The sequence below is a fragment of the Nitratireductor basaltis genome, from assembly GCF_000733725.1.
Lineage (GTDB): Bacteria > Pseudomonadota > Alphaproteobacteria > Rhizobiales > Rhizobiaceae > Chelativorans > Chelativorans basaltis.
In genome coordinates this window covers 1,251,437-1,263,673 of the sequence record NZ_JMQM01000001.1, presented here as the reverse complement: position 1 = coordinate 1,263,673, position 12,237 = coordinate 1,251,437, and the positions used below count along the sequence as shown (strand labels likewise).

The following is a 12,237-nucleotide window of genomic DNA, read 5'->3' as shown; positions in this document are numbered from 1 at the left end:
CTATTCCCGCGCGCCGCGGCGGAACGGGGTATGTGCCTTCAGCAGATCCCTGATCTCTTCCACTTCATCGCGCTCATGTTCCAGATAGCCCGCCACTGCCTGCCGCAGACCGGGATGCGCTATATGGTGGGCCGAATATGTCGTGACGGGCTCATACCCGCGCGCCAGCTTGTGCTGGCCCTGCGCGCCGGCCTCCACCCGTTTGAGGCCACGCTCCAGCGCGAAGTCGATCGCCTGATGGTAGCAGACCTCAAAATGCAGGAAGGGATGATCTTCGATGCAGCCCCAGTTTCGACCATAAAGGGCATCGGTCCCGATGAAATTGAGTGCGCCGGCAATGTAGCGATCTCCGCGTCTGGCCATGACCAGCAGGACGTCGTCCGCCATTCGCTGGCCGATCAGTGAAAAGAAGTCGCGGTTGAGATAGGGTCGTCCCCACTTCCGGCTTCCGGTATCCAGGTAGAAGGCAAAGAAGTCGTCCCATACCTTCTCGGTGAGATCGGATCCCGTCAGCCAGTGAATTGTGATTCCATTCTCGAGTGCCTGTCGGCGCTCCTTCCTCAATGCCTTGCGCTTTCGTGAAGCAAGACTGTCCAGGAAGTCTGCATAGTCGCGAAAGCCCTGGGAAAAGAAATGAAACTGCTGATCGTGGCGCAACAGGTAGCCATGCGCCTGCAGCAACTTCGCTTCTTCGGCGGTGATGAAGGTTGCATGCGTGGAGGACAGGCCGAGTCTGTCGGTGAAGCTCTTCAGTCCTTCCGCAAGAGCCGCCCGTGCAGCCTGCTCGCGCTCCCCAATCCTGACCAGCAGACGTGGCCCGGTTGCGGGTGTGAAGGGAATGCTCACCTGCAGCTTTGGGTAATACTGACCCCCGGCACGCTCGAATGCATCCGCCCAACCGTGGTCGAACACATATTCACCCTGGCTGTGAAACTTGATGTAGGAAGGCGTCGCGCCGAGAAGCTCGCCTGCGCCATCCTCGAGCCGAAGAAAACGTGGAATCCAGCCGGAAGTCTCACCGACACAGCCACTGTCTTCGAGGGCACTCAGGAAAGCATGGCTGACAAATGGATTGTATTGACCCCCGGTGCCTGCCTTCGCCGTTGAGAACAGTTTCGCCCAGTCAGCCGGAGCGAAACCCTTGATCCCCTCGGTGACCCGCAGCACCGGCTGGCCGGTTGCATCCGATTCGACATCTTTCATGTCTTCAAACGGCTCCAGCTTGAAGGGTTAGGGTCAGGGGCGAAATCCCTCGAAGGTGATCTGGTCCGCATGCGCATATGTCAGATCTGCTGCATCCTTGTCGCGTACGGTCCAGGTGATGACAGGCAGCCCAAGCCTGTCGCGTATATCCTGAACGAATTCGTTGGGCAGATGGTTCACATTGTACGAGACGAAGCTGATACCCGTCTCAAGCATCTGGCGATGTGCTGCGAACGCTTCTTCGCTCGTGCCTTCTGCGGTGAGGCCAAAGGGGATGTCACCGCAATAACGCTGCATGTCTCGGATGAGCCAGTGATCGAAGCTCATGAGAGCGGCAGGGCCGTCATAGTCGCTGAGCAGTTCGACCATTGCTTCAACAAGGCCGTTGTCGCTGCCGCGCTCGCCTTTGAGCTCGATGATCAGCGGCACGCGCCCGCAAACAAGGTCCAGGAGTTCGCGAACGCCGGGCACTTTCTCGTCCGTTTCGCCAAGGGTCAGCTCTTTCACCTCCTTGGCAGCGAGCGATGATAGCTTCCCCGAGGCCCCTGTAAGCCGCTTCAGATCACTGTCATGGAAAACGACAGGCACCTTGTCGGCACTCAGCCTGACATCGCATTCGATGGCGTAGTTGTTGGCGATGGCAGCCCGAAAGGCTGCAAGGCTGTTCTCCCAACATTCCCGGTTGCCATCATGAAGACCACGATGGGCAATGGGCAGTTCCGTCAACCATGACAATGAGTGGACCATCGGATCAGGCCGTTTCGATTATGGCTTCGATCTCTACCGGCGCGTTCAGCGGCAGTGAGGCAACGCCAACTGCCGAGCGCGCATGCCGTCCTTTTTCGCCAAGGGCGGCTGCGAAGAAATCCGACGCGCCATTTGCGATCAGGTGCTGTTCGGTGAAATCGGGGGTGGAGGCCACGAAGACGGTGATCTTGACGATCCGCTCAATCTTCTCGAGAGAGCCCAGTGCGGCCCGCGCCTGGGCGAGAATGTTCACTGCACACCATTTCGCCGCAAGCTTGCCGGCTTCGACCCCCAGTTCCTGGCCGATAAGGCCCATTGCCATCAGTTTTCCGTCCTTCATGGGAAGCTGGCCGGATGTGATGAGAAGCTTGCCTGACTGGCAAAAAGGCAGATAATTCGCGGCAGGAGCAGCTGGTTCTGGAAGTTCCACACCAAGTTCAAGCAGCCTCTTGTCGATTTCGTTGCCCATAAATTTTCCTTTCGCGGCATTTGCGGCTTCGCCTCTGTTTTGCCATGACAGGGGAAGAAGCGTGTGTCAGCGCGATAACATAAACTGGTTTGTTACGGGAGGCCGCTGATGCGCCGCATGCACCTTGAAGCTCTGACTGTTGGTGGCCTTGTGCTTGTGTTCGCAGGGACGGCCCCGGCCGCGAGCCAGGCGCTGCAGCCGCACCGCGCCGTCTACGATCTGAGGCTTTCCGAAAGCAACGACGATGCGGATATCGAATCATTGAAGGGGAGGTGGGTCTTCGAATTTTCGGGCTCCGAGTGTGTCGGTTACACCGTCAAATCGAGAATTGTCATGCATTTCGCCATGACCGACGGGCCCCGTATGATCGACCAGCGCATTACCAGCTTCGAGGATGCCAGGGGCGAGACTTTCCGTTTCGTGACGAAATCTTTCATCGACCAGGATGACGAGAATGTGGTTGAAGGCACCGCCAGGCTGAGCGAGGGCAAGACCGTCGTGGACTATACCGGCCCCCAGAAGGCGCAGCACGAATTCGCGCCCGCCCTTTTCCCGATCGCGCAATTGAAGGAGTTGCTGGCGAAAGCGGCTGAAGGAGAGAATTTCTATCAGACCCGGGTCTTTGACGGGACTGAATATGTTGAAGAGGCAGTCGATGTAACCGTCGTGCTTGGCAAGCCCCGCCCGGTAGGCGAAGACGACGACGAGCGCAAAGCGCTGGGGAAACTGGCTGAAGATGAGTTCTTCCCCGTCACCGCTGCCTATTTCGACAATGACAGCGTCGGCGAGCAGGTCAGCGATTACAATGTCAGCTTCAAGCTTCATGAGAACGGCATCCAGCGCGATCTTCTCATCCGCTACACCGATTATTCCATGAAAGCCGACCTCGTTGATATCGAGCTCTTCGATGAGGATCGGGAGTGCGAAGTCGAGGCGAAATAGCCTCAAAATGCCGGGCGTGCTTGCATCGGCGCCTTTATCGGTCTATATGCGCGCCCATTCCACACGCGGATTTTGGTAGCTGTCGGGAGAAATCCGGCAGACACCCCCGGTGGCGGTAATACCGCCTGATGATCCGCGGAGGCTAACCGGAAAGGAAAAAGAAAATGGCATTGCCTGATTTCAGCATGCGCCAGCTCCTCGAGGCCGGCGTTCACTTCGGCCACCAGACTCACCGCTGGAACCCGAAAATGGGCCCTTACATCTTTGGTGCCCGCAACAATATTCACATTCTCGATCTCAGCCAGACCGTTCCGCTGCTGCATCAGGCGCTGAAGGCTGTTTCCGACACCGTCGCCAAGGGTGGCCGCGTTCTGTTCGTCGGCACCAAGCGTCAGGCTTCCGAGATCGTTGCAGATTCCGCACGTCGTTCCGCCCAGTACTACGTCAACTCCCGCTGGCTTGGCGGCATGATGACGAACTGGAAGACGATTTCGCACTCCATCCAGCGCCTGCGTCGTCTTGACGAACTGCTGGCAGGCGATGCTTCCGGCTTCACCAAGAAAGAGCGTCTGAACCTCGAGCGCGAGCGCGACAAGCTCGAGCGTGCTCTCGGCGGTATCCGCGACATGGGCTCCACGCCCGACATGATGTTCGTGATCGACACCAACAAGGAAGCGATTGCCATTCAGGAAGCACGCCGCCTTGGTATCCCGGTTGTCGCCATCACCGACTCCAACTGCGATCCCGACATTGTCGACTACCCGATTCCGGGCAATGACGACGCATCGCGTGCAATTGCTCTGTATTGCGACCTCATCGCCAAGGCTGCCATCGATGGCATCGAGCGCCAGCAGGGCGCGCTCGGCATGGATATGGGCGCCATGGAAGAGGCTCCGGCCGAAGCTGCTCTTGAAGAAGCTCCGGCTGCCGAAGAGGCGAAAAACGGCTGATAGTGGGCCTCTCTTGAGGTTCACACAAATGGTAGTGCGGGGGCTCGATTGCCCCCGTTCATCAAGCGGCCGGTGCATCCAATGCCCGGCCGTTCACGCAATTTGATATTGAAGAGGCGACAATGAGCATTTCAGCGGCACAGGTCAAAGAACTGCGCGAGATGACTGGCGCAGGCATGATGGACTGCAAGACGGCACTGGCGGAAACGGGCGGCGACCTGGAAGCAGCTGTCGACTGGCTGCGCAAGAAGGGTATCTCCAAGGCTGACAAGAAGGCTGGCCGTACGGCAGCTGAAGGCCTGATCGGCGTTGCAGCCGATGACAACAGCGCCGTGGTCGTCGAGATCAACTCCGAGACCGACTTCGTTGCTCGCAACGACGCCTTCCAGGAACTGGTGAAGAACGTCGCACAGGTTGCGCTCTCTACCGATGGTTCGGTTGATGCGGTAGCCGCCGCCGACTATCCGGCTTCCGGCAAGTCCGTTTCGGATACCATCAAGGACGCAATCGCCACGATCGGTGAGAACATGTCCCTGCGCCGCTCGGCCAAGCTTTCCGTGGAGAAGGGTGCTGTTGCCAGCTACATCCACAACGCTGCTGCAGACGGCCTTGGCAAGATCGGCGTTCTCGTTGCCATCGAGACCGAAGGCAATGCGGATGCTGCTCGCGCATTCGGTCGTCAGGTTGCGATGCATGTAGCTGCAATCAACCCTCTGGCTCTTTCCGAGGCTGAAGTCGATCCGGCAGCCGTTGCTCGCGAGAAGGAGATCTTCTCCGACCAGGCACGCCAGTCCGGCAAGCCGGAAAACATCATCGAGAAGATGGTGGAAGGCCGCATGCGCAAGTTCTTCGAGGAAGTTGTGCTCATGAAGCAGGCTTTCGTCGTCAATCCTGACCAGACCGTCGAGCAGGCGCTTGCCGAAGCCGAGAAGGAGATCGGCGCTCCGGCAAAGATCGTCAGCTTCGTTCGCTTCGCTCTCGGTGAGGGTGTCGAGAAGGAAGAATCGGATTTCGCGGCAGAAGTGGCTGCGGCCGTAAAGAAGTAAGCAACTCATTGCTGAGTTAAACAAAGGGCATCGCGTGACAACGCGGTGCCCTTCGTGTAGGCGACAAGGAAATGATAGCCCGGTTCGCGCAATTCGTGCCGGGTCGTGCCGGACAGGGAGCAGATCGTGACCACACGCTATCGCCGCGTTGTACTGAAAGCCTCGGGCGAGGCGCTGATGGGAAGCCAGGGCTTCGGTATTGACGTTTCGGTCGTCGACCGCATCGCAAGAGACATCGCCGAAGCACGCTCGCTTGGCGTGGAAGTCGGTGTCGTCATCGGCGGCGGCAACATTTTCCGGGGTGTGGCAGTTGCCTCCAAGGGCGGCGATCGCGTGACCGGCGACCATATGGGTATGTTGGCAACGGTCATCAATTCGCTCGCACTGCGCACCTCCCTGGTGAAGATCGGCGTCGAGGCTGTGGTCTTGTCAGCCATTGCAATGCCAGAGCTTTGCGAAAGCTTTTCACAGCGCCAGGCAACCACCTATATGAACCAGGGCAAGGTCGTCATCTTCGCCGGCGGGACGGGCAACCCGTTCTTCACCACCGATTCGGCCGCCGCATTGCGCGCTGCAGAAATCGGTGCCGACGCCTTGTTCAAGGGCACGCAGGTGGATGGCGTCTATTCGGCTGATCCGAAAAAGGACCCGGCTGCAACCCGCTACGAGCGCATCAGCCACCAGCAGGTGATGGCCGATGGTCTTGCAGTCATGGACACCGCGGCAATCGCCCTTGCACGCGAGAACCACATTCCGATAATCGTTTTCTCGATTCACGAAGAAGGCGGGTTCGGAGCCATTCTGAAAGGCGGCGGGCACTGCACCGTGGTAGAAGATGCCGCGCAAGCTGACCCGCATTAAGGCCTAAGGGGAGAGTAACATGCCTGATGGTATAGATTTCAACGACTTGTCGCGCCGCATGGATGGCGCGGTGAATGCATTCAAGCATGATCTGGCATCGCTGCGCACGGGGCGCGCATCCGCCAATCTGCTCGACCCGATCCATGTCGAGGCCTATGGTTCCTCCATGCCGATCAGCCAGGTGGGAACCGTCTCCGTCCCGGAACCGCGGATGATTTCGGTGTCGATTTGGGATCAGTCCATGGTGCAGGCCGTGGACAAGGCAATCCGCGAGTCCAATCTGGGCTTCAACCCGATTGTCGATGGCAACACGCTGCGTATTCCTTTGCCGGAGCTCAACGAAGAGCGCCGCAAGGAACTGGTGAAGATTGCACATCAATATGCCGAGAATGCCCGCGTCGCAGCCCGCCATGTGCGCCGCGACGGAATGGAGCAGCTCAAGAAGGCCGAGAAGGATGGTGACATCAGTGAGGATGAACATCGCCAGCAGTCCGACCGCGTGCAGAAAATGGTCGATGACCGCATAAAGGAAATCGACAAGCTGCTGACGACCAAGGAAGCGGAAATCATGCAGGTGTAGTGCCGCAGGCGCGGCAACTCGCACCATACAGGGAGCATTCATGACGCCTGCGCATGTGGCAATCATAATGGACGGTAACGGACGCTGGGCGAAGGCGCGTGGTTTGCCCCGTTCCGCCGGCCATCGCGCGGGCGTCGAAGCGCTGCGCCGCACCGTTCGTGCGGCGGGTGATTTGGGCATCACCTATTTGACGGTCTACGCGTTTTCGTCTGAAAACTGGTCTCGTCCCAAGGCCGAGATCAATGACCTGATGGGACTCCTGAAGCATTTCATTCGCCGCGATCTGGCGGATCTCCACAGAAACGGTGTTCGCGTCCGCATTCTCGGGCGCCGCGAGGGGCTGGCACCGGATATCCTGCGCCTTCTTGAGGAGGCCGAAAGCCTGACGGTCGACAACACCAACATGACGCTGGTCGTCGCGTTCAATTACGGGTCCCGTGACGAACTGGCGCGCGCGGCCGAGAAGCTTGCCCGCCAGGTTGCCAGGGGCGAACTGGACCCGAGCGATATAACCCCCGAACGCATGGCGGGCGCGCTTGATACTGCAGATATTCCTGACCCGGACCTGATCTTGCGCACGAGCGGCGAGCAGCGTCTTTCAAACTTCCTGCTTTGGCAGGCGGCCTATTCGGAATTCGTGTTCCTGCCGGTGAACTGGCCGGATTTCGGCCACGACCATCTGGCAGATGCATTGGAGATCTATGCCGGCCGTGACCGCCGTTACGGCGGTGTCGGGGTACAGGAAGCAGCATTATGACCAGTGAGCCGGCCGCCCAACCTATGGCGAAACCGAAGAGCGATCTGCGCGTGAGAGCCCTTTCCGCGCTGGTCATGGCAGTGATTGTGCTGTTTGCAACCTTCCTGGGTGGTGTGACTTACCGGCTGTTCGCTGTGCTGTTGGCACTGCTTGTCTACTATGAATGGACGGGCATGAAGCCGACATTGCCACGTGACAACCGACTGATCGGCTGGGGTGCACTGGTGGCTTCCCTGGCACCACTGGTGATCGGCCTGCCTGACTGGGTGGTCGTGATCGGCATTGCACTTGCAAGCCTTCTGGTTGGGTTGCACGCCATGGGCAGCAATGTCCGGTTCTGGAACGCCTATGGGGTTGCCTATGCGGCCTTGCCTGCGCTGGCAATCGCGACACTGCGCAATGACACGATGGATGGCCTCATCATCGTGCTTTATCTTTACGCCGTGGTCTGGGCGACGGACATCGTGGCCTATTTCGTCGGGCGTGCGATTGGCGGACCGAAGCTTGCACCAAGCATCTCGCCCGGAAAGACCTGGAGCGGGGCGGTGGGTGGAACCGTTGGAGCTGCGGTGGCAGGCGTGGCGCTCATTCAGGTAATGGGCATATCCGGTTCCGCTCTGATATTCGCAGCAATACTGGCGGTGGCGCTTTCCATCATGTCACAGGCCGGCGACCTGTTCGAATCGGCTCTGAAGCGGCGCACCGGCGTCAAGGATTCAGGAAGGCTGATTCCCGGTCATGGTGGCGTGATGGATCGTGTTGATGGATTGATTGCTGCTGCCTTGCTGCTCTACGCGGCACTGGCGCTGGCAGGCTTCGCGGGTACGCTGCCCGACGGCCTGTTGGGTCAGTAGGTGGTACCCCTCCCGGCTCGACTCAGGAGCCGGTTCTGAAAATCGAGTTGGTGACAGGAAACTGGTTTGGCCGAAATTACCGCTTCACTCATGTGGTTGATGAACTTCATGCTTGGCACGATCCTGCCATTTCTTTTCGTGCTGACCATAGTCGTCTTCGTCCACGAGATGGGTCACTATCTTGTGGGGCGCTGGTGCGGTATCGGCGTGCGGGCTTTCTCCATTGGTTTCGGGCCGGAACTTTTCGGCTTCAATGATCGTCGCGGCACGCGATGGAAGCTCTCGGCTATCCCGCTGGGCGGATACGTGAAGTTTGCGGGCGACATGTCAGTGACAAGCCGTCCCGATGCGGCAGACGACAATCTGAGCGAGGAAGAGCGCAAGGTCGCCTTCCATACGCAACCTGTCTGGAAACGCGCGGCAACGGTTTTCGCCGGTCCTTTATTCAATTTCCTCCTGACGATTGCCGTCTTCACCGTGATGTTTGCCATGTTCGGGAAATTCGTTTCCGAACCCATGGTGGCCGAAGTGCGCCCCGACAGTCCTGCAGCTGAAGCCGGCATCCAGCCTGGCGATCGCTTCTTCGCAGTGGAGGGGACACGCGTCGAAACATTTTCCGATGTGCAGCGGCTCGTCTCGGGCAGGGCAGGTGATCCGTTGCGCATAACGCTGGTGCGTGAGGGCGAAGAGGTAGAGGTTACTGCAACGCCGGAAATCGTTGAGCAGAAGGACGCGCTTGGCAACACGGTCAAGATCGGCGTGATCGGCGTCGTCAACAATGAGGAGCTGGGACAGTTCCGCCGCGTGGAATTCGGCCCCCTCGAGGCGCTGAAGGAAGGCGTCGCGGAAACCGGTTTCATCATGTTGCGCACCGGTCAGTTCATGAAACGCCTTGTGACGGGGCGCGAGGACCGCTGCCAGCTGGGAGGGCCGGTCAAGATTGCTGACATGGCTGGCAAGGCTGCGACGCTCGGCTTCGAATGGCTGATACAGTTGGTCGCGCTGCTGTCCGTTGGTATCGGCATTCTCAATCTTTTGCCCATTCCACCGCTTGATGGCGGGCACCTGATGTTCTACGGCTTGGAGGCCGTGATGCGCCGACCGGTGTCGGAGCAGGTCATGGAGCAGTTTTATCGCGTTGGCATGCTGGTCGTGCTCGCATTTATGGGGTTTGTTTTCTGGAACGACCTCTTTGGTTGCTAGAGCCAAGCGAGTATGTTGCTGCGGGAATCAGGCAGGCCTAGCTTGCTCCAGGGTTGTGATTGTTGTGAGAGTGTTTACCAAGGCGGGAGATTAGCGTGGCTCTACGGTCACGAAGCTGAGTTTCGTAAACGCAAATTAACCAGATCCCTTGCGTGTATGGAAAATCCGGCTATTACCGTAGGCACATTGCCCGCTTGTCCGGATTTCTCGCCCGGGGATAACGAGAATAGAAGGTTTTAAGGCCCAATGAAGGCAGCTTCCAGTTTCATGTGCGCCGTATCGGCGGTAGCGCTCTCGGCCGGAATGGTCATGTCTGGCGCGGTTGCTGTGCAGCTTGCGGCGGTATCCGTTGCGGACGCCGCAACAGTAAGCCGGATCGAGGTGCGCGGGAATCGGCGCGTCGATGCCGAGACCATTCGCAACTACGTAGGCATCACGCCCGGACAGTCCTTCACCCAGGCTGATCTGAGCGAGGCTGTGAAGCAGCTTTTCAACACCGGCCTTTTTGCTGACGTCTCCGTGACGCAGCAGGGCTCCACGCTTGTCGTGACCGTTGATGAATACGCCATCGTCAACCAGGTGCTGTTCCAGGGCAACAAGAAGATCAAGGACCGCAACCTCGAGCAGGCCGTTCAGCTGCGTCCGCGCGCTGCCTTCTCGAACACGGCCATGGAAGCCGATGCCCAGGCGATCCGCGATGCCTACAGCAAGATTGGCCGCGATGAGGCGACTGTGACGCCGCGCGTCCAGGAACTGGCTGATGGCCGCGTCAATGTGGTCTATGAGGTTCAGGAAGGCGGCCGCACCAAGATCGGTTCGATCAGCTTTGTTGGCAACAATGCCTTCAGCGATCGCCGTCTGCGTGACGTGGTTTCGACCAAGCAGTCCAACTTCCTTTCGTTCCTGATGCGCGACGATATCTATGACGAGAACCGTCTGCGCGCGGATGAGGAAGCTCTGCGCCGCTTCTATTACAATCGCGGCTATGCGGATTTCCGCATCATCTCCTCCTCGGGCAATCTCGGTGCCGACAACGAGTACAACGTTACCTTCACGATCGAGGAAGGGCAGCGTTACACCTTCTCCGACGTCGCGATCGAGACGACGATTCCCGGTGTTGACACCCAGACCCTTCAGCGCGTGATCCAGACGCGTGCCGGCGGCACCTACAGTGCCGAGGATGTGGAGAACAGCATTATCGCACTTACCGAAGAAGTGGCCGGCCTTGGCTATGCCTTCGCGGAAGTGACGCCCCGCGGCAGCCGCGACTTCGAGAATCGGACGATCTCGGTTGTCTATTCCGTGGACGAAGGCACGCGCGCCTATATCGAGCGCATCGAGATCCGCGGCAACAACCGCACGCGCGACTACGTTATCCGCCGCGAGTTCGACCTGTCGGAAGGTGATGCCTTCAACCAGGTTCTCGTGCAGCGCGCCAAGAAGCGTCTCGAGCGCCTGAACTACTTCCAGGTTGTCAATATCGCGACCGTTCCGGGCTCCCAGCCTGACCAGGTTGTTCTGGTGGTCGATGTTGTCGAGAAGTCCACCGGTGAATTCTCAATCGGTGCAGGCTACACCACCGGTGATTCTTCCGGCGGCGGGTTCTCGCTGCAGGGTTCGGTCACCGAGCGCAACTTCCTAGGCCGCGGCCAGTTCATCAAGCTCTCGGCTTCGGGTGGCGAGGATTCTCGCGACTACAGCTTCTCCTTCACCGAGCCTTATTTCCTCGGTCGCCGGATTGCCGCTGGTTTCGATGTATTCCGCAACACGCGGACCTTCTCCAACTCGTCGGATCAGGACATCTATGATCGCGAGACCACCGGTGCGACGGTTCGCTTCGGCCTCCCGATCACCGAGGCGCTGACCGCACAGCTCGCATACAACTACTCTCAGGAAGAGTATACGCGTGGCGATGACTACGACAGCGCGGATGTTTCCACCGCCGTAGATCAAGCCATCGGGCAGGGTACCTGGAAGAAGTCTTCCGTCAGCGGTTCGCTCGTCTACAACACGATCGACAATCTGCAGAGCCCGCGTGAAGGCATTTATGCCAATATCACGACAGAAGTTGCGGGCCTTGGCGGTGACGCGAAATTTGTGAAGGTTACCGGTCGCGCCAACTACTACCAGATGCTCTCCGACGAGCTCGATCTGGTCGGTCTCGTTACCGTTGGTGGTGGTCACATCGCAGCGATCGGGGACGAGAAACTACGCATCTTCGACCAGTTCAACAGCAATGACCGCATGATCCGTGGCTTCAAATACAACGGTATCGGTCCATACGAGACGACATCCAGCGGCGGCCGTGACTATCTCGGCGGCACCACCTATTTCCACGGTACGGTGGAAGCGCAGTTCCCGATGCCGATCATTCCTGAAAGCTTCGGTCTGCGTGGTGCGGTATTTGCTGATGCGGCAACGCTTTACGGCAGCGACTACACCAGCGCGGATGTTGGTGGAACGGACATGGCATGGCGTGCTTCCGTCGGTGCCAGCTTGATCTGGGCTTCGCCATTCGGTCCGCTGCGCGTGGATTATGCCGAGCCGGTGGTCAAGGAAGACACCGACCGTATTCAGAACTGGAACTTCGGTATCTCCACCCGGTTCTAGTCGCGCGAAACAAGT

11 protein-coding genes and 1 pseudogene are annotated in these 12,237 nt (G+C 58.8%); 9 read left to right on the top strand and 3 right to left on the bottom strand.

The window, feature by feature from the left end:
- From EL18_RS06015 to EL18_RS06005, 3 genes are read right to left on the bottom strand one after another with little or no spacing between them, the layout of a single operon-like run.
- Nucleotides 1–1,203, bottom strand: a complete 1,203-nt coding sequence (locus EL18_RS06015; protein WP_036480815.1) for a GNAT family N-acetyltransferase — start codon at nt 1,201–1,203, stop codon at nt 1–3.
- Nucleotides 1,204–1,236: 33 nt separating this feature from the next.
- Nucleotides 1,237–1,950, bottom strand: coding sequence for a glycerophosphodiester phosphodiesterase (locus tag EL18_RS06010; RefSeq protein WP_036480812.1), 714 nt, complete (start codon nt 1,948–1,950; stop codon nt 1,237–1,239).
- Between the two features lie 4 nt (nt 1,951–1,954).
- Nucleotides 1,955–2,419: a RidA family protein gene (locus EL18_RS06005; RefSeq protein ID WP_036480810.1), complete on the bottom strand. Its 465-nt coding sequence runs from the start codon at nt 2,417–2,419 to the stop codon at nt 1,955–1,957.
- A 108-nt stretch (nt 2,420–2,527) separates the two neighbouring features.
- Between EL18_RS06005 and EL18_RS06000 the strand changes: the two genes are divergently transcribed.
- From EL18_RS06000 to bamA, 9 genes and pseudogenes are all read left to right on the top strand, one after another.
- Nucleotides 2,528–3,361 (top strand): cell envelope integrity EipB family protein, encoded by an 834-nt coding sequence (locus tag EL18_RS06000; protein ID WP_036480808.1) that lies wholly within the window; start codon nt 2,528–2,530, stop codon nt 3,359–3,361.
- A 164-nt stretch (nt 3,362–3,525) separates the two neighbouring features.
- Entirely contained in the window at nt 3,526–4,311 is a 786-nt protein-coding gene (gene rpsB / locus EL18_RS05995) for a 30S ribosomal protein S2 (RefSeq protein WP_036480806.1), read from the top strand.
- 122 nt (nt 4,312–4,433) lie between these two features.
- Nucleotides 4,434–5,357, top strand: a complete 924-nt coding sequence (tsf, locus tag EL18_RS05990; protein WP_036480804.1) for a translation elongation factor Ts — start codon at nt 4,434–4,436, stop codon at nt 5,355–5,357.
- Between the two features lie 126 nt (nt 5,358–5,483).
- Complete coding sequence (gene pyrH, locus EL18_RS05985) at nt 5,484–6,218, top strand: UMP kinase (protein ID WP_081871207.1); 735 nt, start codon at nt 5,484–5,486, stop codon at nt 6,216–6,218.
- Nucleotides 6,219–6,237: 19 nt separating this feature from the next.
- Entirely contained in the window at nt 6,238–6,798 is a 561-nt protein-coding gene (gene frr / locus EL18_RS05980) for a ribosome recycling factor (RefSeq protein WP_036480800.1), read from the top strand.
- Nucleotides 6,797–7,555: pseudogene (locus tag EL18_RS05975) on the top strand (isoprenyl transferase); the annotation flags it as partial. The gene frr and the pseudogene EL18_RS05975, both read left to right, overlap by 2 nt.
- Entirely contained in the window at nt 7,552–8,409 is an 858-nt protein-coding gene (locus EL18_RS05970; RefSeq protein ID WP_244444523.1) for a phosphatidate cytidylyltransferase, read from the top strand. The pseudogene EL18_RS05975 and the gene EL18_RS05970, both read left to right, overlap by 4 nt.
- Before the next feature lie 90 nt (nt 8,410–8,499).
- Complete coding sequence (gene rseP, locus EL18_RS05965) at nt 8,500–9,612, top strand: RIP metalloprotease RseP (RefSeq protein ID WP_036480795.1); 1,113 nt, start codon at nt 8,500–8,502, stop codon at nt 9,610–9,612.
- A gap of 246 nt (nt 9,613–9,858) precedes the next feature.
- A complete protein-coding gene (gene bamA / locus EL18_RS05960; protein ID WP_036480793.1) occupies nt 9,859–12,222 on the top strand; it encodes an outer membrane protein assembly factor BamA in 2,364 nt (787 codons plus the stop codon).
- Nucleotides 12,223–12,237 lie beyond the last annotated feature (15 nt).

Coding starts and splice junctions, on each gene's coding strand:
- EL18_RS06015 (WP_036480815.1), bottom strand. CDS start 1,203: ATGAAAGATGTCGAATCGGATGCAACCGGCCAGCCGGTGCTGCGGGTC.
- EL18_RS06010 (WP_036480812.1), bottom strand. CDS start 1,950: ATGGTCCACTCATTGTCATGGTTGACGGAACTGCCCATTGCCCATCGT.
- EL18_RS06005 (WP_036480810.1), bottom strand. CDS start 2,419: ATGGGCAACGAAATCGACAAGAGGCTGCTTGAACTTGGTGTGGAACTT.
- EL18_RS06000 (WP_036480808.1), top strand. CDS start 2,528: ATGCGCCGCATGCACCTTGAAGCTCTGACTGTTGGTGGCCTTGTGCTT.
- rpsB (WP_036480806.1), top strand. CDS start 3,526: ATGGCATTGCCTGATTTCAGCATGCGCCAGCTCCTCGAGGCCGGCGTT.
- tsf (WP_036480804.1), top strand. CDS start 4,434: ATGAGCATTTCAGCGGCACAGGTCAAAGAACTGCGCGAGATGACTGGC.
- frr (WP_036480800.1), top strand. CDS start 6,238: ATGCCTGATGGTATAGATTTCAACGACTTGTCGCGCCGCATGGATGGC.
- EL18_RS05970 (WP_244444523.1), top strand. CDS start 7,552: ATGACCAGTGAGCCGGCCGCCCAACCTATGGCGAAACCGAAGAGCGAT.
- rseP (WP_036480795.1), top strand. CDS start 8,500: ATGTGGTTGATGAACTTCATGCTTGGCACGATCCTGCCATTTCTTTTC.
- bamA (WP_036480793.1), top strand. CDS start 9,859: ATGAAGGCAGCTTCCAGTTTCATGTGCGCCGTATCGGCGGTAGCGCTC.